The organism is Flavobacterium silvisoli, from assembly GCF_004329815.1.
In the GTDB taxonomy this organism is placed as follows: domain Bacteria; phylum Bacteroidota; class Bacteroidia; order Flavobacteriales; family Flavobacteriaceae; genus Flavobacterium; species Flavobacterium silvisoli.
Genome location: NZ_SJPE01000015.1, coordinates 12,570 through 37,070 on the forward strand (window position 1 = coordinate 12,570; position 24,501 = coordinate 37,070).

24 protein-coding genes are annotated in these 24,501 nt (G+C 31.1%); 9 read left to right on the forward strand and 15 right to left on the reverse strand.

The genetic code is table 11. From position 1 onward, the window contains the following. Positions 1–137 precede the first annotated feature (137 nt). From EZL74_RS11065 to EZL74_RS11085, 5 genes are all read left to right on the forward strand, one after another. Complete coding sequence (locus EZL74_RS11065; protein ID WP_161971731.1) at positions 138–1,763, forward strand: AraC family transcriptional regulator; 1,626 nt, start codon at positions 138–140, stop codon at positions 1,761–1,763. An 89-nt stretch (positions 1,764–1,852) separates the two neighbouring features. After that, positions 1,853–2,131 carry a helix-turn-helix domain-containing protein gene (locus EZL74_RS11070; protein WP_131476682.1) on the forward strand — a complete coding sequence of 93 codons (279 nt, stop codon included), beginning with the start codon at positions 1,853–1,855 and terminating at the stop codon, positions 2,129–2,131. Between the two features lie 154 nt (positions 2,132–2,285). After that, a complete protein-coding gene (locus tag EZL74_RS11075; RefSeq protein WP_131476684.1) occupies positions 2,286–3,098 on the forward strand; it encodes a transcriptional regulator in 813 nt (270 codons plus the stop codon). A 143-nt stretch (positions 3,099–3,241) separates the two neighbouring features. Continuing rightward, positions 3,242–3,853 carry an ATP-binding protein gene (locus EZL74_RS11080; protein WP_131476685.1) on the forward strand — a complete coding sequence of 204 codons (612 nt, stop codon included), beginning with the start codon at positions 3,242–3,244 and terminating at the stop codon, positions 3,851–3,853. A gap of 6 nt (positions 3,854–3,859) precedes the next feature. After that, positions 3,860–4,201, forward strand: a complete 342-nt coding sequence (locus tag EZL74_RS11085) for a hypothetical protein (RefSeq protein ID WP_131476687.1) — start codon at positions 3,860–3,862, stop codon at positions 4,199–4,201. A 918-nt stretch (positions 4,202–5,119) separates the two neighbouring features. Here EZL74_RS11085 and EZL74_RS11090 read toward each other — a convergent pair. From EZL74_RS11090 to EZL74_RS11155, 15 genes are all read right to left on the reverse strand, one after another. Beyond that, positions 5,120–5,704, reverse strand: coding sequence for a hypothetical protein (locus EZL74_RS11090; RefSeq protein ID WP_131476688.1), 585 nt, complete (start codon positions 5,702–5,704; stop codon positions 5,120–5,122). A 3-nt stretch (positions 5,705–5,707) separates the two neighbouring features. Beyond that, positions 5,708–7,456: a hypothetical protein gene (locus EZL74_RS11095; RefSeq protein WP_131476689.1), complete on the reverse strand. Its 1,749-nt coding sequence runs from the start codon at positions 7,454–7,456 to the stop codon at positions 5,708–5,710. Positions 7,457–7,675: 219 nt separating this feature from the next. Next, complete coding sequence (locus EZL74_RS13110; protein ID WP_154669984.1) at positions 7,676–7,852, reverse strand: hypothetical protein; 177 nt, start codon at positions 7,850–7,852, stop codon at positions 7,676–7,678. A gap of 234 nt (positions 7,853–8,086) precedes the next feature. Further along, positions 8,087–8,566, reverse strand: a complete 480-nt coding sequence (locus tag EZL74_RS11100; RefSeq protein ID WP_131476690.1) for a hypothetical protein — start codon at positions 8,564–8,566, stop codon at positions 8,087–8,089. 3 nt (positions 8,567–8,569) lie between these two features. Then, a complete protein-coding gene (locus EZL74_RS11105; RefSeq protein ID WP_131476692.1) occupies positions 8,570–8,836 on the reverse strand; it encodes a hypothetical protein in 267 nt (88 codons plus the stop codon). Between the two features lie 13 nt (positions 8,837–8,849). Beyond that, positions 8,850–9,293, reverse strand: a complete 444-nt coding sequence (locus EZL74_RS11110) for a hypothetical protein (protein ID WP_131476694.1) — start codon at positions 9,291–9,293, stop codon at positions 8,850–8,852. A gap of 2 nt (positions 9,294–9,295) precedes the next feature. Continuing rightward, positions 9,296–11,038: a hypothetical protein gene (locus EZL74_RS11115; RefSeq protein ID WP_131476696.1), complete on the reverse strand. Its 1,743-nt coding sequence runs from the start codon at positions 11,036–11,038 to the stop codon at positions 9,296–9,298. A 60-nt stretch (positions 11,039–11,098) separates the two neighbouring features. Further along, positions 11,099–14,956: a hypothetical protein gene (locus EZL74_RS13205; RefSeq protein WP_193553761.1), complete on the reverse strand. Its 3,858-nt coding sequence runs from the start codon at positions 14,954–14,956 to the stop codon at positions 11,099–11,101. Positions 14,957–15,367: 411 nt separating this feature from the next. Next, a complete protein-coding gene (locus EZL74_RS11125; protein WP_131476697.1) occupies positions 15,368–16,369 on the reverse strand; it encodes a pYEATS domain-containing protein in 1,002 nt (333 codons plus the stop codon). Between the two features lie 106 nt (positions 16,370–16,475). Continuing rightward, on the reverse strand, positions 16,476–17,372 hold the full coding sequence (locus EZL74_RS11130; RefSeq protein WP_131476699.1) for a hypothetical protein: 897 nt from the start codon (positions 17,370–17,372) through the stop codon (positions 16,476–16,478). A 136-nt stretch (positions 17,373–17,508) separates the two neighbouring features. Continuing rightward, positions 17,509–18,846 (reverse strand): hypothetical protein, encoded by a 1,338-nt coding sequence (locus tag EZL74_RS11135; protein WP_131476700.1) that lies wholly within the window; start codon positions 18,844–18,846, stop codon positions 17,509–17,511. A 118-nt stretch (positions 18,847–18,964) separates the two neighbouring features. Further along, positions 18,965–19,621 (reverse strand): response regulator transcription factor, encoded by a 657-nt coding sequence (locus EZL74_RS11140; RefSeq protein ID WP_131476702.1) that lies wholly within the window; start codon positions 19,619–19,621, stop codon positions 18,965–18,967. Further along, the gene (locus EZL74_RS11145; protein WP_131476704.1) at positions 19,614–20,372 is read right to left on the reverse strand and encodes a sensor histidine kinase; all 759 of its coding nucleotides are present in this window, start codon (positions 20,370–20,372) and stop codon (positions 19,614–19,616) included. Before EZL74_RS11145 ends, EZL74_RS11140 begins: the two co-directional genes overlap by 8 nt. Beyond that, entirely contained in the window at positions 20,369–21,013 is a 645-nt protein-coding gene (locus EZL74_RS11150) for a hypothetical protein (RefSeq protein ID WP_131476706.1), read from the reverse strand. Before EZL74_RS11150 ends, EZL74_RS11145 begins: the two co-directional genes overlap by 4 nt. A 58-nt stretch (positions 21,014–21,071) precedes the next feature. After that, on the reverse strand, positions 21,072–21,383 hold the full coding sequence (locus EZL74_RS11155) for a hypothetical protein (protein ID WP_131476707.1): 312 nt from the start codon (positions 21,381–21,383) through the stop codon (positions 21,072–21,074). 429 nt (positions 21,384–21,812) lie between these two features. On the opposite strand from EZL74_RS11155, the gene EZL74_RS11160 reads away from it, so the two are divergent. The 4 genes from EZL74_RS11160 (at position 21,813) to EZL74_RS11175 (ending at position 24,494) form a co-directional block, all read left to right on the forward strand. Then, positions 21,813–22,418 (forward strand): hypothetical protein, encoded by a 606-nt coding sequence (locus EZL74_RS11160; RefSeq protein ID WP_131476709.1) that lies wholly within the window; start codon positions 21,813–21,815, stop codon positions 22,416–22,418. A gap of 12 nt (positions 22,419–22,430) precedes the next feature. Continuing rightward, on the forward strand, positions 22,431–22,697 hold the full coding sequence (locus tag EZL74_RS11165) for a hypothetical protein (RefSeq protein ID WP_131476710.1): 267 nt from the start codon (positions 22,431–22,433) through the stop codon (positions 22,695–22,697). A gap of 369 nt (positions 22,698–23,066) precedes the next feature. Further along, positions 23,067–23,630, forward strand: coding sequence for a Crp/Fnr family transcriptional regulator (locus EZL74_RS11170; RefSeq protein ID WP_131476712.1), 564 nt, complete (start codon positions 23,067–23,069; stop codon positions 23,628–23,630). A gap of 63 nt (positions 23,631–23,693) precedes the next feature. Further along, the gene (locus tag EZL74_RS11175) at positions 23,694–24,494 is read left to right on the forward strand and encodes an MBL fold metallo-hydrolase (protein WP_131476713.1); all 801 of its coding nucleotides are present in this window, start codon (positions 23,694–23,696) and stop codon (positions 24,492–24,494) included. The last annotated feature ends 7 nt before the right edge of the window (positions 24,495–24,501 follow it).

Genomic DNA, 24,501 nt, shown 5'->3' on the forward strand with positions numbered 1-24,501 from the left:
TGAAAAATATTTAATATTTTAGCTACATTTAATTCTCCTTAACCAACTAAAAAATGTGTTTTAATAATAACCTTTTGTTTCAGAATAAGTACGTCATCTTTTTCGTGATAGCAGGTCAAATATTGGTCGCTCAAAGTTTGAATAAAGGAATATCATTAGGCTCATTTAAGAACAATGATATTAAGTCAATAATTTATGCAGACAGTAAAGATTCCATTAAATCTAAGCAACAGCTTCAGGTATTAATTAATAATTCAAAACTGGAAGCAAATTGGGAGGAATTAGCAAAAGCATATCGAATCATTATGTATTTATCTGATAAAAAATGGAGAATGAATTACGCTGACAGCTTGCTTAATGCTGCAAAACTTTCAGCAAACTTCGATTTGATTGGGCAGGCCTATCTTACTAGAGGAATATTGTATTATGATCAAAAAGAGCACAAAATGGCACTGGACAACTATATCCTGGCAGACTCATATCTCTCACAAACCAAAAATCAGTACGGAATCTACAAAGTGAAATTTTCCATTGCACATACAAAATATTATCTCGGTTTTTACCATGAAGCAATTGCTCTGTTCAAAGAGTGCATTATTTATTTTGAACAAGAAAATGACGTAGCCTATCTTAATTCATTACATTCTATTGGATTATGCTATAACAAAATTGACAAATACGAACTCTGTTCTCAATACAATCAATTGGGGCTTCAAAAAAGTAAGGAACTAGGCAATAATGAATTAGTTCCCTATTTCAAACACTCCGAAGGAGTTAACATGGTCTTCAAAAAAAAGTACCAACGAGCTATAAAAGAACTAATTCAAGTTATTCCTTTATTAAAAAACAAAGATGACTTTGCTAACCAAACGGTAGCATGGTACTATTTAGGAAAAAGCTATTCAAAGTTAGGTCTCAACGACAAAGCAGTTATCATGTTCAATAAAGTCGACAGTATTTTTGTAAAATATAACTACATCAGACCTGATATAAGACAAAACTACGAATGGTTAATCAATTACTACAAAAAGAAAAAAGATGATAAATCACAACTGCTCTACATAAACAGACTACTGAAGGTAGATAGTATATTAAACCACAACTACAAATATCTTTCTCTAAAAATATTTAAAGAATACGACACAAAAAAATTACTTTCTAAAAAGAAAGATCTGGAAAAATCACTTGAGTCAAATAATCGCATACTTTTTTGGACAACAGCACTTCTTTCAATGTCGGTTGTTCTATTAAGCTATCGTCATTACAAAAATAAGAAGCGATACAAACTGAAGTTTGAAGAGCTTATGCATGAAAGAAATTTGCCAAAAACAGAAAATCACATAAAAAAAGAATTACAATCGAAAAACAATATAACTAAAACAAATGAACTGGACATAAACCCGGAACTAATAACAGTTATACTTCAAAATCTTGAAAAATTTGAGCGAAATAAAAAATATTTAGAGAAAGATATGAGTCAAACCAAATTAGCAACTCATTTAAAAACAAATACTAAATATGCATCCAAAATTATTTTGAAATACCGCCAAAAAAAAACTATTGAATACATAAACGACTTAAAAATAGATCACATCATTAAACTGCTTCAGTCCGAAAATAAATACCGAAATTATACCAACAAGGCTCTTGCCGAAGAAGCTGGTTTTGGTTCAACTCAAAATTTCACCAAAGCGTTTAATACCAAGATAGGCATGCCCCCTACTTTTTTTATTAGGGAACTAAAAAGAAAATTCCCCCTTTAAAATATTTACATCACAACTTGTGATTAACTTGTGATATAATTCAAATCAACTCCTACAATTTTGCATCATAACAATCTAAAACATAAGTTATGGCTATCGAAATTATTACAAAGGAAGATTTAAACCAATTCCGCATTTTACTACTCAACGACCTAAAAGAGTTTCTAAAAACCAATGCTCAACCAGCAAAGCAGTGGCTTAAATCCAAAGAGGTTCGTAAACTTTTAAACATCTCACCCGGCACTCTACAAACCCTCCGCATCAATAAAACACTAACCTATACAAAAATCGGAGGCATCCTTTATTACGACAACACCGATATAGAAAAACTCCTGTCAACGAATAAGGTACCTTCAAACTTCAAATAAACTGTCATTCCCGCGAAAGCGGGAACCAACCTTCTCCGCCAGTCCCAAAGCCGGAACCCACCTCATCCTTAAATTCGAGTGATTTTAGCTTTACTAAAATCATATCGAGAACATGTCTTAATACTTAATACTCCTATCTTAATACTTCACCACAATGAACTACATTAAACACCTCACCGGCTTCTTCGAAAGAGTAATCCAGGACAAAACACTCAACCCAACTCATGTAAGTCTATATATCTCATTATTCCAATTCTGGAATTGCAACCGTTTCAAAAATCCAATCAGCATTTCCCGCGATGAGGTCATGCGCATCAGTAAAATAAGTTCAAAAGCAACCTACCACAAATGTCTGAAGAACCTGCATGCCCTAGGGTATATTAAATATGAGCCTTCATACAACCCGTTCCGAGGCAGTCATGTAATAATGTACAACTTCGCCGAAGACCTAAAACCACAATCAAAAACAAGTTCAAAAAATGAACCTTCTTTTGAACCGATATCAAAACAAGTACAGAACAGGCAGGAAACAAGTACAGAACAAGCAATAGTACCTTTTATAAACAGTAGAAACAGTTCAAATAATAAAAACGAGAGTAAACCCGCCCACTCAAATTTGAACGAAAATGAAAGTACTGAGGAAGTTTTTAAAAAAGAAAAAAGTTCCGCCAAAAAAGAAAAAGAAAACATGACTTTGAGTGAAGTCGAGAGTCCGGCATTGGAAAAAGTGGTAGACTATTTCAAGCAGCAAAAGTTTGAAGCAACTGAAGCTCAAAAATTCTACAACTACTATGCGAGTAACGGCTGGCTCATTGGCGGAAAAGCACCAATGGTCGATTGGCAGGCAGCAGCACAAAACTGGATAAATAAAACGTTTATTTTCAATCAAAAACCAAATGCCATCCAGCTATCCAAAACAAATCATTTGAGTACATCAATAGAAAAAAATTATGCAGAACCTCTATAGCACAAAATTATCAGACTGAGCTAAGCTTAAACTGAGGACAGAGCGGGTGTCTAAGTGACCGAATCAGAATATCTTATGGAACTGTCACACTGAGCTTGTCGAAGTGCCTCACTTAGCAACTTATAAACTTCAAACAATTAAAAATGAAGACTAACTTAACATATCCCGAAATAATCACCTGGCTTGAAGCTAAAGGAAGTGAACTCTTCGGAAACCATTTCAAAATCATCAATGAAGATTACCCGATACTTTATAAACTCATCGCCTATTTCTTAAAAGATGAACAAGCTTGCTTTCAATTCAACATCAACCTAAACAAGGGAATCTTGATTACCGGACCTGTTGGTTGTGGTAAAACCTCACTAATGACATTGATGAAACACCTCACACCTACGGGATATAAATTCATAATTAAACCCTGCAGAGATATTAGTTTTGAATTTATTCAAGACGGCTATGAAGTAATACATCGTTACTCAAAAGGTAAACAGCAACAACTTGATCCCAAAATCTATTGTTTTGATGATTTAGGATTAGAAAGTAATATCAAATACTATGGGAACGAGTGTAACGTTATGGCTGAAATCCTCTTAAGCCGCTACGACCTCTACATCAGCAAACGCATCCAAACACATATTACCACCAACCTATCAGCTTCGGAAATTGAAGCACTCTATGGAAATCGAGTAAGAAGCCGAATGCGGGAACTATTCAATTTGATTGCCTACGATTGCAACACTAAAGACAAACGCTAAATAAAAATGAAAAATAATGCAAATCATTTCTGGGATTGGTTCATTAACCATAAAAATAAATTTAAAAATCTAAAAGATTTAAACCCAAAAGAACAAACATACTATCTGTTTTGGTTAGATTGGCACTTACAGTTTTACTTCCGTGGAATGGAGTATACCTTGATATTCCCAAAATTCAAAAACCAAAAAGTCCAGTTAATCATTACGGCCAGTGGCAATAAGGAACTCTTACAAAAAGCAATTGACCTCGAAAAGACTGCCCCAAAATTAAGAGATTGGAAATTCACAGCAGTAATAAAACCTCAACAGTATATTGATGATATAAAAATAGCTGTAGAAAAACCATAGATTTTACAGGATATAACTCGTAAAAAAGAGGCTTTAAATATATTAGAATCATGAAAGTCGGAAAAAAATTGATATCGCTATTTACCCGTCAAACTTCATCACATATTCATGCAATGATAATTTATCACAACTGACTCAATAAAATGCTAAAGGATTTGTTAAACGAAAAATTAATGTGTGAAAACATGGATTTTGTCGAATTGACACAAATGTTCAGAAAAGAAGACAACAAAATTATTTATCTCTTTGATTTACAATTACATATTAATAACATTAATAAATTAAAATCTATTTTTCTTAATGAGTGATAGTTTCAACATCAAATTATTTTTGCCTTTGATAAATTTATTGATATAAACTGTATCCATATTCAATACTATCAATAATTATTTTTTTGGTCTATGCTTAATCATATGAGGTTCCTACTTCGTAAAAACGATAAAAAAGTTTTCACTCATTATAATCTCTTCCTACTATAACAACAAAATGACCTGTAGTTGCATCATTATTAAAGCCTACTTTAAATTTATAAGTATGATCAACTCCAACTATAATAGGTTACCCCTTTTCAAGTTGTTTATCTAGATAATCAATAGATTCTTTGGCTATTGCTTTATTAACAATTAATTTTTTGTCGCCTCTATAGCAATCTGATAAAGTGTTTTACTATCAATCAAATCGCCTCCTTTAACCTCAAAGTTATCTAATATTATTTTACACGCTCTCTCAACAACCTTTCTTATCCCAAACACCAAGAATTATCGGAACTGTATAACCATTTTATCCTTTGGGTAATAATCAAAGGTTTGTTTGTTTAATCGAAACTCTTGTAGTTTTGCTTCTAGTATTCTGTCTTTTATAAAATCATACACAAATACTTTTACCCACATATCGGTTTTTTATAAAAACAAAATACAATTACCTTGAAAACTTCAGCATTTTGTCTTTCACAATACCTTTAAATTGAAAATAATCATCTGTCACTGTATCACGAAAAACAATGGCAATTGAGTCGTTTTCAATTTCTTTTAAGATGTTTTGAAAATAAATGCTTTTTTGGAATTCTAGTTGTGCTTGAGGAATATGAGTTATATTGCTTTTAAAATCTCTAAATGAAAACATAATTTGATTATTGTCAGTTATGTTATTTGGAATATTTTTAACAGAAACAATTTTTGAACAATTAACCAATAACTCTCTTTTTGTTTTTTTTAAAATTTTTCGATTAAACAATACCAAAGAATCATTAATGTTTTCTTCTTCCATCTGTCTGATATATTCAGGTCTTTTTCTAATCCAATCAAATTTTACATCTCTATTTGTATTATTTTCAATTTGATATGACTGTAACCAATGAATTGATATCGAATCCTTACTATCATTAGTATAATTAATTAACATTTTGTACGTTTTATCTTTTCTGTAAACTGTAAAGTCTTTTTGGAAATTTGGACTACAGCTTAAAAGAAAAAAAATAATATTAACAGCTATAATAGTTTTCATTGCTTATTCATTTAAAAATTTGTCGTTTATAAAGATACAGTTTATGAATGCATCCTTATTTAAACCATACTTGTTTTCTTCATATTTGTAAAAAATCGTATGAGTTAAAGGATTTTTATTATTTGATTTGTTATATTCACTTTCTTCAATTTTACTATTGTAGTTTAATAACTCATCTATACTTAAAAACTCATTTTTTAATAGTTTTTGCAAAGTAGGTGTAAAAATATCTATAAATTTAATTGGTGAGTTGATATTTCTGTTTTTTGAAAAAGCTTTACAAGCCTCTAAACCTTTTGGTTTATAAATAGTTTCAAAATCTTCTTCAAGTCCTTTATTCCAATCGTCTTTTATGCCTTGTATGGTTGGTTTTATAACGGCTTCGTTCAATAGTGCATAAGCAAAACTAATAGGATTGCCTAAATAACCCAGAGGAAGTTCACTAAAATCATCTTGGAAGAATACTCTGGCCAAATCAAAAATATCCCAAATTTGGGTAATTTCTGTGGCGGCTTTTAAAACATTGTTTTTTAAACCAATGTTGGCAAAATAATCTATCTGGCTTATTCCTTTTGTAGTAACGAGCTTGCCATTGTTTACATATTTATTTTTAAAACCAAAGTTGGAAGCCTTAACCAGTTTTACTTCTTTACCTTCATTAGTAAAAACATTATAGGTATAAATGGCTTTTTTTCGTTCATAAACCTCTCCAATATTGCTAGCAATTTTTCCGCTTTTTAACACCCTCGTTGCCAAATTGTATCTATGTTTTTTTGCCAATTCACCAGCTGATTCCATTAATTGATCTATCACTTCCTGTTTAGCAAAATCGCTAATAGAAAAAATTATTGCGTCTCCTTCTTTTGTTAAAAGTTCGGGTAGGCTGTAGTTTTCATAAGCGGGTTTTAAAAATAAATGTTTATTTGAGTGGCTAACATTTAGAATAGCAGGAATCGTTTTTTCGAAGAAATTAGAATACACTTTCCATTGCAATTCAATTTCTGTTCCCCAATCACTTTCTATCATATTTGCCCAATTTTCATCTAAAGCAAGTGTAATTATAGCTTTGTTGTTTTTTATAATAATCGCTTTATCTATTTCTGCTTTTACTGTTTTATTTTTTTGCGAATCCTCATCTTTTACTACTTTAGGAAATTTAGTGGTGGGTTTTAATAGACCATCGTTTTCAGATAAACGAAAAATAAGTTTTGTGTTATCAGCAATATTTTTTGTTTGAATATGAAAAAAAACTTGATTGCCTAAGTTGGCTTTTGTAATCTTCTTTTTTCCTTCCTTGTCCGAAGACCAATATCCATTAATAACCACATCTTTTCCGTTGGCTATTCTAGCATATTTCGCCAAAGCTTTCAAATCAAAAGCACCAAGTATTACTGGAGCGGTGCCAACTATTTCATCCGTGGCATGATAATCAAAGGTTTGCGCGTTTAATCCAAACTCTTGCAGTTTGGCTTCTAGTATTCTGTCTTTTATAAAATCATATACAAAAACTTTTACCCGCATATCGGGGTTTTGAGACAATTGTGAAGCTAACGGATGATTAGCATTGGTTGATGGCACATCTAGTTTGGCAGTAGCATTTTTGGTTTGTGGGCTATAGATGGCTTCCGCCACTTTATTGTTTACCGATACCAGTATGCGTTGTGTTTTGGAGTCATAACTTTCGGGCGTAGCTATTACCATGTGCTCATTACCGCGCAACAATTGTTTGTATAATTTGATAGTCTTTATCATTAAGTATAAATTAAAAATCTTTTGTCAACCCGTTGCAGTTGGTAAAAGAATAATTAGCATTAACGTTTTTAACTTTTAAATTTACTTCAAGAATTTCATTAACCTCTAGGCTAATGTCTTGTTCTTTCACCCGATTCTATCACAAAATCTGTATCGGGAAAAAACATTCAAAGCATCTAAGAATAAAGTAAAAGTTCTTGCTGGGATATTATTCAATTCTCACTCGCTATTTGCATCGGTATTCGTGGCATTTTGAACTAAACTGTCAGTGGTTTTAAGCATCACTTTGGCGGTAAAATCATCATACCCGCTAATCCGCCCAAACAATTTGGCCCTTCCGATTGTGCCGCCTATCTGCACATTGCTTATATAAAAACTATCATTGCAAGGTATCATTTCCTGGTTTTCAAACCTATATTCATTCACATCATCGCAGTTGCACGTCAAAACTTTTCCACCTGAAGCCTACAAAACTTTGCTTTATTAGTAGTTTCACTTTGTTGCTTTCCTGAATCTACTTTATCATCATATTCGCCAATAGCCTCAAAAGTTTTTACTTCTTTTAAATCCTTGCTATCGGGTTCACTTTCTTAAAAGTAATATCATTAACTTTGAATAATTCTCATAATTTTATTTTGATTCTGTTAACTTGTCTTTATTGCAATCATAATCATAACTATAATCAAAAATTCTGTTTTCTTCAGTTTCTTTTGTTTTCAGCATAATGAGTACTTTATAAATTTTAATTTTTTTTAAATTACAATTTCTTTTCAAAATAGTATTTTTAAGTAATAAGGCTAAGTTATATGTAGAATCATTATTTAGAATTAAATCTTTTTTTTTTGAACTAGTAATTTCTACACAATATTCAAAATCATTTTTTTTATACTTAAAATTTAAGGTATCACCTTCTGCAAAATAATTATGATAAAATCTATTAATTTCACAACCATTTAGCTTTTTTAAACCACTAAATAGTAATTTTTCATCTTTAGAAAGCTCAGGTTGTTTTACTTTATTTGATTGCATTCCCCAAAAGAAGGGATTTAGGATAAACACACACACACAAATAAGTAAAAAGGAAGCTATAATAATTATTTTTTTTTTCATACTTCAATCTTGTCTTTCTTCAAAATATTCAATTAAACTCGTATTCCATTTAGGATATAAGTCTATTCTCTTATTGTATAGTATATAATCATCGATTCTATACCAACTTTCATCAACAGGATTAGTTACATAAACGGTATTTCCCTTGCTATTCAATGCCTTTTGAACTTGAATAGATTTTAGTACTTCAATTAGTTTAAAGGTAGTACTATTAATGGTTGACCCATGAACTCCATCCCAACCTGTAAATTGTTCGTGTAGTATCCCCATTTTTGTTATGCCATTAATTTATTGGAAACGAATATCTATACCTCTTTGATTTTAGAGAATCTATTTTCGCTTTGCTATAATCTGAAGTTACCATTATTATTAAACTATCAATACATTTTTTATCTTTCAGTTTTTCATTAACTCTTTTATTAACTGTATTAACATAATTATCAAGTAGTTCTTTTGATTTTGAGATAGAATCATTATATATATATATATATAAATCCAAATTATAATGACATTTTTCAATATCTTCTTTTAGGATAGAACCAAAAAAAGAATTACCCCCATAAGTTTCTAATTGAATTTTTTTCTCTATTTCTTTTAATTCTTTTGGTACTTCAACATATTTTCTTGAGCCATGTCCGAAAGCAAAAATGAAAAGTATAAATACATATAATATGTATAAGGAGATGCATGATATGATACTTAAGAGTAATATTCTTTTTAACTTCATAATTATTTTATTTTTAAAATGGGAGGACAATTAAACACGATATATTCATCATTTATTCTATAAAACTTTGTTTTATTGGTGGTTTCACTCTGTTGTTTACCTGAATATACTTTATCATCATATTCGCCAATAGCCTCAAAAGTTGTTACTTCTTTCAAATCTACTACCTTTTGAAAAACATCAGTCCCATTAGTCCACCCATGCACTCCAGTCCATCCAGAATCTTGAATATGAGCAATCCCCATTTTTGTTATACCTTTAATTTTATATTCATTAACCACCCAATCAACTATGGCATAATAAGTACCCCAAAGTCTAAATATTTTATTAAATAGTTTAGATTTTTCAATATTTGCTATGGTTGCAGTTGGGTTCCATACAGAGCTGAAAAACATATACAACAATTGATAACTTGGTATTGCAGGATTAATCTCGAATTCGTCTGCTTCGTCTGGTGATAGTAATATATGTTCTCCTATTGTATGTCCTTTTTGAAAAAGAAAATCAGCCATACCTGCTGCATAAGCCCCACCTTCACTGTGGGAGACAAAATAAATAGCATCGTTGCCCAATCCTTTTATAATATCAGTATAATTTGCACTAGCAAAATCATACCCACTTTTGAACCTATCAGCGCCACTTTGGTCAACAGCTAATTTACTAGAACCATCATAATATAGGATATAATTCTTTTTTTCAAGTTCTTCCGAGCTTAAAACTTTATTATTTAGAATTTGTTTTTTATCTATAGAAAATTGATTTATTAAATATTCAATTGTATAGTTGTCAAATCCACTATTCCAATAAGGCTTTTTAGGCTTGGTAGGCCCAACATATTCTCCCCAATCAAAAGGTAATTGATAAGCTATATTCCACTGCCCATTCACAAAAATAATTTTAGGCATTCCTTTTACTTTCAAGTAATCTTTAGGGTTTATTGGTAAATCTTTATTATAACTAATTTTAGTTTTTGGATTTACATAACTACAAGCAAAGAAAAACTCTAAAGTCCCATCGGATTCTTTTTTAAGAAACGAGTCAAAATTTTCTAATGTTAGTTTCAAAGTTACTTTATTGTTTTTAACTTTTGCAAAGATTACCTCTTTGCCATTACTAGAGTACACTAGTTTCATTTTATCATTCTTTCCATCCTCTTTTAAGTTTACTCTTCTATCGTCATCATAAAGTGTCACAAAAACAATCTCATTATTGGGAATTCCTTTTGTTTCTATATGAAACTTCACAGTATCATTAAGCAAAGCCTCATTTATTGGTAAATCATTTTCATCTGTCCACCATGCCTTTACAAAATAATCTTCAACTATTCCTTCCTCCTTCTTCGCTTTCTCCGCCAATACCTTTAAATCAAAAGCTCCCAATATCACAGGAGCAGTACCAACCATTTCATCCGTAGCTTGATAATCAAAGGTTTGCACATTTAATCCAAACTCTTGTAGTTTTGCTTCTAATATTCTGTCTTTTATAAAATCATAGACAAAAACTTTTACTCGCATATCGGGGTTTTGAGACAATTGTGAAGCTAACAGATGATTAGCATTGGTTGATGGCACATCTAGTTTGGCAGTTGCATTTTTGGTTTGTGGGCTATAGATGGCTTCAACCACTTTGTTGTTTACCGATACCAGTATGCGTTGTGTTTTGGAGTCATAACTTTCGGGCGTAGCTATTACCATGTACTCATTACCGCGCAACAATTGTTTGTATAATTTGATATTCTTTATCATTAAGCATAAATTTAAAAATCTTTTGCCAACCTGTTAAAGTTGGCAAAAGAATAATTAGCATTAACGTTTTTTAACTTTTAAATTTACCTCAAGAATTTCATTAACCTCTAGGCTAATGTCTTGTTCTTTTTCACCCGATTCTATCACAAAATCTGTATCGGGAAAAACATTCAAAGCATCCAAGAATAAAGTAAAAGTTCCTGCTGGGATATTTTTCAATTCCCACTCGCCGTTTGCATCGGTATTAGTCATGTCTTGAAGCAAATTATCAGAAGTTTTAAGCATTATTCTAGAAATTAAACCTTCATTTCCAGTAATTTTACCAAACAGTTTGGATGTATTGGTAGCACCATTTATTTGTGCATTAGTTAAAGTAAAACTATCGCCACAAGGTACTGCTTTCGGATCTTCAAAATCATTAAGATCTTCACAATTACAAGGCAGAGCCTTCTCTACAACAAGCCCAATACTGTTGGCTTGTAATATAGTCAATGAAGTGGGTACTCGGGTTGCCCATGCTTTACCTTCTTTTTTACCGGCAGTCTCACGCAATTCTTCAACAATAGAAATAAATAATTTATCTTCAATTACAGGTACTTCTCCTCCATTCCATATCTTACCGGTTTGCATATAAAAACGTACAGCTTCTTCAAAGCCCGGACGAACCGTTACTATAACGCGGGCCATTCCGCTTTGCATAAAACTACGGAACAACGGATCGTCACTCTCATTAAATTGATACATAGACTTCCAATTATCACGATTTGCCCAATAATAAGGATAGAAAGAATAGGACATAATATTCCATTCAAAAGCCTGTTCTATAAACTTAACGAAAGCACCATAATCATCTAAATTGGCATCAACATTCACCTCATAATCAGTAAAGAATCCTTTTTTATTAGACATGTCCTTACCATAGGTTCTCTTTGCATTCGGTGTTTGATCTATTAAATATGAGATACAATTTTTGCGTAAAACCAAATTCATCATTTGTCTGAAAAACGCAGGGTTAGTTTCTTTATTTTCAATAGCTGTTTCCTTTTCTCTGCCTATTATTTCATCAAAATCTGCTTTAGCCTCCTCATACTTATCAATGATGGCTTTAAAACACTCTTGTTGCCATTCTTTGAGTGCAGAATCATCTAAAACAAACTCCAAATCAAAATGAACATAACCTGCATCTGCATTTCTGAAAAAACCGGAAACCGGAACTTTCCCTTGATACAACTTACTTCCAACAGATGTGTACGGTATAATGCCAGTTATAGGACTTGGTATACCTGGCCAATCTCCTTCAATCTGACTAGTATATGCTCCTACCCCATTAATTCCAAAACCTGCATTTCCTTGACTACCGCCACCTCTGTGTAATGTTTTTACTCTATATCTTGTGAAACGATATCCTTTAGGAATTTCTACATAATCATCGGAACCTTCACTTCCTTTATGTATTGTCTTTCCGGCCCATAGTACATCTACAGGTTTTGGCTTAAATTCCACATTATACATGGCTGCCCAATACTTAAGTCGTGTTTCATTTACTCGTGTAAAATTATTTAAGTTCAATGATAGGTTCGAAATACTTTGGTTAGTTGACAAACCATTAGCTAAATCAAAAACCCTCGGATCTATTGGTTCTGTTAACTTAGGAATTGAATTTAGAACTTGAACATCCTCTACCATACCTAATTTGTGCAATCTGGCAGGTTCAGGAACCATAAATTCAAACATTAAACGTTTACCGTAATTGATAATTTGATTTTTGTAAATTCTATCTACCCAACGATAAACACCTACTACATGTTTGTCTCCTTTACGATTATCAAACTCATGAATATTATTTTCTTCAAACTCTTCAGTTATCTTTTGAATACGTTCTGTTTGTACTTTAGTAGTGATACGTTCAGTTGCTTTTTGAACAATTTCTTTAGCATTGGTAATGGCCTGACGAGTATTTTGCTCTTTTGAAGAATGAGAAGCCATACCCATTCCTGCATTTAAACTCCAACGTTCTCCATTTACATGAAAATCAGTTGAAGCACTTAAATCTTTAGACTGTTGAATAACCTGAGAAACTTCATTTTGCATTTCATAACGTTCTGTCGTTGCAGTATCTGTTGTACTTTCTCTCTCAGATTCAGATTTTTCACTAGTGGTTGTTTCTGTTTTTAATAATCGTCTTGTTGATTTCTCTCTTCGTTCTCTTGCCATTACATTTTCAATATGTGCAACCTCACCCTCAACATAACAGTGAATTGTTTGCTCAACTACTTTATAATCAGCAATCCCTAATTGTTTAAATCCATGTCCGCTAGGAACAAACAAATTAGCGTCATCAGAAGGAGCGGTAGGACTTTCTTTTTTAATACAATCACCTTCTAACGTACCGGTTACACACAATGTTGTGAAGTTCCCTTCATAAGTAAATGTTTTTGTACACCCATTAGCAAAAGTAATTACTCCATGTAATTTTGTTAGCATCCTAAATTGATTGGATTCAATGCCTGTATTTGAAAAAATGTTAGTAATACTAATTTTTTGATCTACAGGAATAAATGGGTAAGGACTGGATGAACCGCCATTTTGATCTTCTCCTTCCGTAAAACTGGCTATACAATAAAAATTTGTAACACGCCATGAAGAATCGGGAACATCAAAAGTTAAATCAAAATTAATTGAACTTAGATTGCTGGCTGGTACCTTTTTGTAACATAAACTATAAACAAATGGTGAAACTGTTCTTTTTGACAAAGGAACCACTACTCCTCCATAACTAATGTATTCTGGGGCATTTACAGGCGTAGAATCGTAAGCATTGTTTGTGGCCGTTGTAATTGCATTCCTAGCTAATCTGCTAATATCTTCAAAAGTTTCAAAATCTTCAATGGTACCTGTCATAGTAATATTAGAAGATTTAGCGCTGGCATAATTTTCACCCATTCCTACTAAATCCATCAAAATAGCAAAACTGGCCTCACTCAAATTAGAGCGTAAAAAAGAAATATCTAGTGCATCTCTAAAATCAAACTCAAATCCCGGAATCGAAGGCATCGCTACATAAGGAGGTTGATCACAAGGATTAGTCGGATCATAAGGGTTTTTGGGATCCCTTACAGCACAAAAACTTTTTTTAGCTTCTTCTAATTCCCTATAATAAGAATCCCATTGGGATTTATATTTCAAATCATAAGCATCCTTCTGTTTCTTGTATTCGGAAGCATATTCCTTTAAGTATTTCTTCTCAACTCTCACCAACTCTTTCAATAATTTCGTACATCCCTCAATCATCAAATTAGCAGCAGCAATAGTTTGAGTTTTCAACATGTCTATATCAGGATAACTAGGCACTACTTCTCCACTTTTTGCTAATCGTGCTGAAGTTGCTGCAGGAATATCCTCAATAAATAATGACTTTGGCAATACAACAGTTGAGTGCATTAAATCCGATAAAATGGAACTATCATCATTGTAATTTAATAAAAGATTATTTCCAACGAGCATATGCATAATAGCATCTTTTACGTAAAAATCTTTTTGATTAATTACTTGATAGAATAAGTTATTCCACAATGCCGTTAGATTTTCGTTATTCAATGGGCTTGCATTTTCTTTCATTCTGAAAAACTCTTCTTTATTAAAATCAGAACGATTTCTGGCAATCCAAATAGAAAAATCATATAAACCGCTACTTAATTCATAAAGAGCTTTCTCACTCGTAAATAATGGGTTAGGAACTACAGATTTCATCACTTCCATTTTTGTGCTGCTTCCTCTGTTAGCAACAGCTTCATCAAAAGGACCTGATAATTCTTTTTGTCTAAAAACAAACCTATTTTGTTTGGATTTATCATCTACTAATCCTGGTGCTCTCATAGTTACAAAACTAAAGAGCGTGTTTTTAATTTCTGTACTCATATAAATAATAATTAATTTTCTGATTATTTTTTTTAATTTAACAGATTAATTATTTGCTGAATTCACTACTCTATTTTATCGAAATAAAAAACAATAATTCAACTTTAATCTTGGGTTAAAACTAGAAGTAAACCAAACGTTAAACAATGCGTATAAACACGTAATTTTTTTTAAAAAAGGTAATCTATAAGAACTCATCAAATAAAAAATTACTCAAATCTGGCACAGAAATACTTAAAAATAAAAATGACTTTTCTTAATGAAAAGCCATTCTGATTTAATAAGCTGATGTTGATCTACGAGTATTTAATTTTGACACTCTACATAAGACAAATTGATTTAAGAATACTGTTCAAATCACTAAATCTTATCCAAAACAATTTTCTGTTAGATTCCTTTTTGTTTACAATTTTATCTTGATTTAAATAATTCTGGAACCCCACTAAGCTCTGAAAGGTCAAGCTCTAATTTTGTTTTACCGTTATCGCATTCTACTCCTAAAGTAAATGCTCCCCAAGCCAACAAATTTAACGTAGCTATTCCGTCCTTTGTAGTCACAACAGGATTTGGATTTTGAAAAGAAGGGGGTAAATAAAACTTTACATCTCCATTCAATGGATTAGCTAAATCAGTACTCTTTACCTCTAAATTAATATTAAAATAATCTGTACTGGTTTCTGAATTTGTAACACTGGCTGTTATCGTTCTTTCATTAGAAGTAGAAAGACCTCCCCATTTGCCCTTTTCCGGATCATCATTAGAACGGCTCTGACCAGCTTGTTGTACACCTGTACTAATGTAGTCTTGCAGTAAATTAATTTTCTGAACAGCTTGTGTAAGGCCTTCTTTTATACCGTTATCTGAATTAATTAAAGATTTAATAAAATACAATCTAGTCCATAAATAGCCAAATAAAAAACCTAAAACCCCAAAATAAATCAAAACAAATAAAACGAACGAAACGTTATTTATTCCTGAATTGCTTGACAAAATACTCGCATAATAATACATACTTCTAGGTATAGCGTACATTTGGGTTAATCCTACTCCAACAATTATTTTAGTTAACCAATCACTAACTTGTAATAAATTATCATTACCTATATACCCTCCATTGGAATGATCTGATCTTGTTGAATTATTTTCAATAGCCATTCGAGGTATCCCAAACAAAAAACCCATTAAACTTCCACTGCAAAATGAAGCTCCCGCCATTAACAATGATATAGCAATATAATAAGGCAAATAACTATCTTTAACTGCTACAGTATTATAACACAATTCTTGTAATGCAAAAATCATAATTGAAACAATTCCCATTACAGAAAGTGATAAAATAAATTTCAAAGCAGTATCCTCTTTTTCTGAAAATCTTATCTTTTGAGTGCCGTTAATTTCTCTCTTAATTATCATAACCAAAATATTTTATTCCTTATCTTAATAATATTTCATTCACCTATACAAAGTAGTTAAACCTTAATTGAACAACTATCATAAAAATTTGTTCAGTTGACTTTTGCTAAACAAATTCTGCTCTTCTGGCGTCATATATTTTATTAAATTTACCAATAGCTTTCAATTTTGATATGGTATTTCTAACAGTTGTAATCCTTGATTGATAATTAGTATTTCCAATAGTACATAAATTAGAAAAAGCCTTTTCGTAATTACCTTTAGTATTTAGAGCCAGTGCAATTCTATCATTCATTCCTCTACCTTGATGACGAATGTCACAAATCATCTGACAAACACTGGCAGGAACCCCATCCAAACCGAAACGCTTGTGATATTCCAACATATTTTCTTTATACATATTAACAGCTGTCTCCACCTGAACTTTACGATGTTCAATGTCATTAGTAGCCCAATGAACAAAACGGGCAGCACAAATCAATTCTTGTTGATCAATCTCTGTTAACGTTGGGTTTAGATAATCCATCAACGCCTGACTGCTACTATTAGTCTCTAGTAAATTTAAGACACCGGAAGAGTTACGATAAAAAATCTGATTATTTTGAAGTATGAGTTTAGGAAAATATTCTTTAGCGTTAGGCAAACCCAATAATGACTTAAAAAAATTAACAAAATCCCCATTAGGGACATGAGCAGCATATTGCATAAAAGTGAATGTAAATTTTGCTCTGTCATAAGTATTCAAACAAACAAAAGACCCTCGACTCTCTGCCATTGCTGTCGGATAAATAAAATAAGCCCAAAAACCATAATCCTTTTCATAATCCTCAGGCTTATAAACTAAACCATTATTAACTCCTGTATTAAATAATCCGAAATTATCTAAATAGGCAGTTCTATAAGCAAAAGTGAATTTAGGCTCAGTACTATTGAGTAATTGAGCATTATAAGAAGTCCTCCCGTTTGAAAGAACAGAACTCGAGATAGAAAAATCGTAGGCCATAGTATGCTGTATTTAAAGTGTGAATTTTAAATAAAACTAGTGTTTAAAAAAACAGCAAACAATCCGTATTAATACGCAATCTCTAATATCTAGTATCTCCTGAAAAATGGTAACATCAATTAATGAAATGATTCTGTTATTCATTTCCAAAAAGTAATTCTCTGAATAATGCTATTGTCTCAACCTGATCTTTATCCCAATAATACGTATGCGAATAACAAGGTAAATTTCTTTTCATGAATGAGCCCTTAGGTATAATCATGTCGTTTTTGATACCTTCACCAAAATACTCTTTCAAATCACCTCCCACATAATCATTATTAAAAAAAATATTTCTCCATCTTATAAACGAAAACTGAGAGGAATGATTTATAATTTTTACAACAACATCATCTCCTTTTTTATTATTTACTTTATCCTCATAAGAAATGGCATTCTTATAATCTTTTACTATGTTGCCATCTTTTAATTTAACCTCAATTTTCGGGGGATTTAAAGGTAATTCCCTGTAGTTTGTTCTACGTTCAAAATCGCCTTTATCCTTAGCCATGATGTAAGCGCCGTGGCACAATGGACTCCCCACTGTTATAAAATCACTTATCAACCATGGATTTCCAAGTGATTTGATTTCATCATATAGCTTTTGCTGTAATTGATTATATGCTTCCAACGGAAACTCATTTTTATTTTTATGATGATCTACTATTAGTGTACTCATTTCATCTAATATAGGCTGAAGAACTGGTGCTTTTCCGGGAACGTAACTGTAAATATAATCATGCCATAAATTAGTAATAATATCATAGCCCACAACACTTCCTAAACTATGACCAACAATTATAATTCGAGAATAAATTAAATTTCCGCTTCTATCTCTTTTTTCATGTAATTTTTTTAATAAACTAACGCCTTTTTGCCTAATTTTAAATCTTGAATCAATATTTTGAGGAGATGGCGTTAAATATTTAACTGCATCACCCACAGTTTGTGCAGCTTTAATATTAATTCTTGGTAATAGAAAACGTATGACTAAAAAAGTACCGATTGTAAATGTTCCGGTATTCCATGCAGAAAACCCTCCATTCTTACAACTTTTCAAAATATCTGTAACAAGAAAAAAACTAAACAGTAATACCAATGCAACGATAGCAATTCTAATCTTTACAACTAATTTCTTAGCCCTGACCGATGGTTCTTTTTTGAATAAAATAACACTTATCCACTCTCTCAAATCAGAGCTACTTGGCTCATTCACTAAATTTGCCCAATAAAATTCATAAAAATCCGTCTTTTTCCTGCTCAAACTAAGCCTGCGAGTTTCAAAAAAATTTGCTTCACGATCAGGGCTACTGTACAAAATATCACTATTATCTTTGATGTTTTCTACAAACTCTCTAGTAGTTTCCATTGGCATTTGGTTGCCAATACCATGTATTATGACAACGGCTTGCCTTTGTTTTCTCTTTATTTTCATTTTTTATTCCCAAAATAATATGGAAATTAAAAAGAAATCAATCAGTATAAACACGTAATTAAAGCTAAAAAGTTTCTTGCTTATTTAAATAATTCCCGAATATATTTGTAGCAAGTTTTTAGTTTATAGATATGAAATGATTTTTTATGGCAAAAACTATACATCCAATAAAGTTCTTTGATTTCGTTTTTTCCATGATATGAACACGATGCGTTTCAACTGTCCTGACACTTATAAATAGTTTTTCTGCAATTTCTTTACTACTCATTTCCAAACTTGAAAGCTCTAAGATTTCTATCTCACGTCTTGTTAAATTAATCTGTCCTTGAAACTTATTTTCATCTCTAAACTTTTTTTCCCATAAATAAGCTTCCCGCAAAACGGAAGACAGTTCAATATCAAAGTAATACTCTTTTTCTACTAAACTTTTAATTGCTTGTTCCAACTGTTCGGGAGGTGAATTTTTAGTAAAAAAACCATTGACACCTAATTCCATTACCTTATGAATAGCTTCCTTAGTTGTTAATTGAGAAACTATTAATACCTTAATTTTTGTAAAGTTTTTTCTAATCTCACTACACAATTCAAAACCATCCATTCTAGGCATCTGCAAATCTATAAGAACTATATCTACGGTATGTTCTCTCAAAAAATCTAACATTTTAGCACCATCATCTGTATCAAAAACTACTTGAATTTCACCAAAACTAATCAAAGTTAAAGCTAAACTTTTTCTAAAAAGTTGATGGTCATCAACTATGGCAATTTTAATCATTCTTTAAAGGGTTTAAGATTCTAATTTCAAAATGGTTGCCATTTAACACAGAGCGTTGAATCAATCCTCCCTTAATAAATTTTAAACGAGATTGTATATTCCGTAATCCGCTGCCTTGAGACAACTTATAACATTCAAAAAAATCAAATTTTATTCCATCATCTATTAACTCAACTATAATTTGTGTAGTATCCCCATAAATTACAACCATAAACTCATTTATCAAACCATGTTTTATAGCATTGGTTGTAAATTCTTGTATTATTCTATACAACTCATAGCCCTTTGATATTGGAATCTTAATATCATTATCTAAAGATTTAAAAATAAACTTCACTCCCGTAGCTTTTTCAAGATTCAAAAAGTATTTCTCTATAGCAACACCACACCCCTCTTGCTCCAGTAAAGGAGGCATTAATTTCTGAGATAATAATCTTGTTGTTTCAATAGCAGCTTCAACAGCTGTTTTTGTCTCTTTCAATACAAAAACCATATCGTTTTGATCATGGCTCTTGGTTAATATATAAACAAAATTTTTTATCGCATTTAAGTCTCCTTGCAAGCCATCATGCAACTCATTGGCAATTCTGACACGTTCAAGTCGCTCACTTTCCAATGAAGCTTTTAGTAGCAACTCTGACTCATGTAATTTATATCTATGCAAATTCCGTTGGTAAAACATTACCAGCAAAATCAAGCTTACCGCCAAAAACAGCATTATAAAAGTGCCTATCCAAAATACGGGAATCATCTTCTATATCCTTTAAAAACAGCAGTTAGTAATAATAATCTAAAAAAAATGCACATAGCAATATTTAATCTCCAAAAATCTAAAAAATCATACCGTATATCCTTTAATAAAAAATCACTCATCAAAAACAAAAATAGCGTAGAAGACATATACAATAACAAACCAGAAATAACTATGAATACTGGTGAGTGAATCAAACTATCATATTCAAATTTGATAAATATTTTTCTAAACCAAAGTATACTTAAGACATAAACAAAAAAAGTAGTGTAAACGGTTAGATAGGAATCAGTTTGTAAATTATTATGAAGCTCCCAACTTTTCAACAACAAAATGTAAAAAACAACATAGACAATAGAAAAAATCAAAATCAGTCGTTTATAAAACGTCCCTTCAAACAACTTCCAAAACAAATAAGCAATAGAGAAATATTCTAAAAACAGATAGAGCCTAAACCAATATTCAGAATCTATTTGTAATTTATAGGTGAATACAACTTCATAAACAGATGAAAAAAAATTTAAAATTAAAATAGGAACAAGAGTCTTAAATTCATTGATGATTTTCTCTTTCCGGTAGAGATAAAAGATTAAAGGCAAAACACCTACAAAGTTTGATATAATATATAAAAATTCTTGCATAAAAAAAACTAATCTTTAATACTAAAGATTAGTTCAATTTTCAAATATAGAGAATTAACTATATTAAAGCACTTTTATTATCACAATAACTGGGACATGGAACTGTTCTATCCATAATTAACCCGTTAGTCATATCGTTACCTTCAAAATCAACCCCAACAAGAACAACATTTAATCTCTCCTCTTTAACATCGTAACCATTATAGATACGTATTCCAATACAATCCTTTTGTTCTAATAACTTCATAAAATTTACTCTTCCCATATATGAAGCCTTAACTTCCTCTGGAAATTTCTCCTTAAAGTCTTTTACATAAATTCTCGCTTCTTCCAGGCTGATTGGCTCTCCTGAATTTTCATCTAATTTCATAAACTAAATATTTTACGTTAATAAAAAGCGAAAGTAGTAGCCACTCTAAAATTTAAAAATATATGTTTTTACTTATTTTAATAAGTATTTATACTTACTTTTTGATTGTCTTAAATAATTATAAAGACTCACAACATCAAAATTGAGCATAAAAATCAATTCTTACAGTCAATAAATACGTATTATCACCTATTGATATCGCAGTTTAAAACCAAATGAATCATTAAAAGAATCAAATTAGTCAATTACCATCTTTAATCATAGTTGCGGTTACAAAGCGCAACTATGATTAATCAGGCACAAAAATTGAGTATTAATACGTATTGATTAATTTGAGTTTGGAAATTAAATTTATTTACTTATTTCGGAGATTTTATTTCGATTACAAAAAAAAATGTTAATTATAAATTAATTAAACTCAAAACTAAAATGAAAATTAAAATAAAAGTAATTATAGTAATCATCAGTATTATTCTGGCATCATGTTCAAAAATACCTACACAATCAATAGATCTCATGAATAATATTCAAATAGAAGGTCAAAGAATGCATACATTAAACGTAATGCTCACAAATAAAATCTTTAAAGAGAAAAGAAAAAAAATTGATGAATTCATGAAATTGGATTATACTCCCAAGTATATTGAAGAATTCATAAAAAAAATTCCACAAAATACAGATTTTAAAATCGAGCTAACCAACATTATGACAAGTGTAATTCCAAAGCTAAATGAAAGAAGAGATGCAATGCAAAATACTCTTGAATCCAACAGAATTAAAATTATTGATAAATTAAATACCGATTTCCAACAATACAAAACAGCTTGCGATGAGTTAAAAAAATTACTGGAGTCAGCAGTTAAAGTCGATGAAGAAAGGAAAAAACTTCATTCACAAGTATCACAACTGACACAAAATAAAATTGATTTTGATCAATTAGATATAACTATTGACAAATTCATACAGGATACAGGAGATTGGGGAGAGAATATTAACAATTTGAATTCTAGTGTAAACAAATTAATAAACAAATAAAATTTAGAAATTATGCCAATAGATTGGGACAAAATTGCAGAAAATGCAGCAAATAGTACAGATGAACATTTTTCAAATCAAATATCCGGTCTAACAAGATTAAATGATAATGAAATCCAAAAATTAATATTTGATACCGGAATCAGTAAACAGGATTTAGTTACAATTTTAAAAGAAGTACAAGATGCTACAAAAAGTAACGAAGCTAAAGCTAGAGCCATTAACAATATTGATAAAGGAATACAAACACTAGTGGCCATAGCTTCAAAACTAATTTGAAAATAATTAAAAACTCATCAAAAAAATAGTTTTACAACAGTGTAAATGGTAAGCAAAAAGTGTGCTGTTTAGACAAAACTAAAAGAGTGTTTCCAAATCCTTTATTTTAACAAAAAAATAGGATAAAAATGTGTTTTATAATAAAAAGAAGCTACAAACAACCTCAAACCGTATAAATAAGTATTAAAACTCAAAGTCAACGGCCCTAAAAAAACCTCACATTTATTGAAATAGCTCCAGCTATTCTTCCATAATATTACCAATTGTAAAATCAATTAAAGAATTTGTTCAGTAAGACAATAAATCCATTTTTGTACTTTTACTTAAACATTCTAACTTTTCAGAATTCGAATAAAATAATACACCCAAGTGGAATCAATAATTACGTACTTCGAAAAAATAGGTTTCCATGAAAAAGAATTAGAACCCTTTTTAAGCAAACTTAAAATCCGCCGGTTTAAAGCAAATGAAATTATTATTGCCCATGGACAAATTGAAAATTATTTGTCTTTCTTAGCCGACGGTATTGTCAGATACTATGTGGTGGCAAAAGACAAGGAAATTACAATTGATTTTGCATTTAAAAATTCTTTCTATTGTGCCTACGACTCCTTTTACAATCGAACAAAAACGGAAATCTACATAGAAACTTTAACCGATTGTGAGTTGTACTCCATAACACATCAGGATTTACAGGCTCTATATCAAAGCTGTGAAATGACAAAAAAACTAGGCCGTCTGGCAACCGAGTATCTACTGTCCAAAAAAGTAAAACGAGAAATCAATCTGTTAACAAAATCACCTCAGGAAAGATATGAAGAACTGCTCAAGGAACAGCCCAAATACATTCTTCAAATCCCTTTAAAATTTATAGCCTCCTATCTCGGCGTAGTGCCGGAAACGTTAAGCCGAATACGCAAACGCATTAATTGACCAAAGTCAATTGTCAACTTACTGTTTAAATGGAATTTTGCTTCATATTTAAATACAAACCATATGAAAGTAACAATAACCCATATAGACACGGCGTGCGTGCTATTAGACATTAATGGATTTAAGATTTTAACCGACCCGACCTTAAATAATAAAGACGGAGTCTTGCCCCAGTATGTGAGCAGTCCTTTTGCATTTTCTAAAAAATATGTAGATCCGGCTCTTACTCCTGAACAAATAGGGATAATCGATTTAGTACTCTTAAGTCATGACCACCATAGCGATAATTTAGATAAAAAAGGTAGAGCTTTCATCAAAACGGTCAAAACAGTCTTATCAACTAAAGATGCTGAGAGGAGACTAAAAAACACCAATACAATAGGACTTGACAATTGGGATGAATTTATAGTAAATAACGAAAAAGTAAACGGATTGAAAATAACTGCCATCCCAGCCCAACATACCAATATAAAAAGACTGGATAAGGTAATGGGAAAAGTCATTGGTTTTACCATTGAATGGGAAGGACAACAAAATGGTTGTATATATATATCCGGTGACACTGTCCTTTTTGAAGGAATATATGAACTTCAAAAGAGAAAAAAAGTTGATGTTGCCATTTTACATTTAGGCGCAGGTGCTTTTCCCTATTTGAAAAGAAATCTAAGAGTTACCATGAATGGCGAGGAAGCTATTGCAACTGGTAATATATTAAATCCAAATAAGATAATTCCAATTCATTATGAGGGATGGTGGCATTTCAAACAATCAGTAAAATCATTAAAAAATGAAATTGAAAAGTCAAATCAAAAAGATAAATTCCTTTGGCTTACTAGTGGATATAAACACATACTAAACAATTAATAATCAA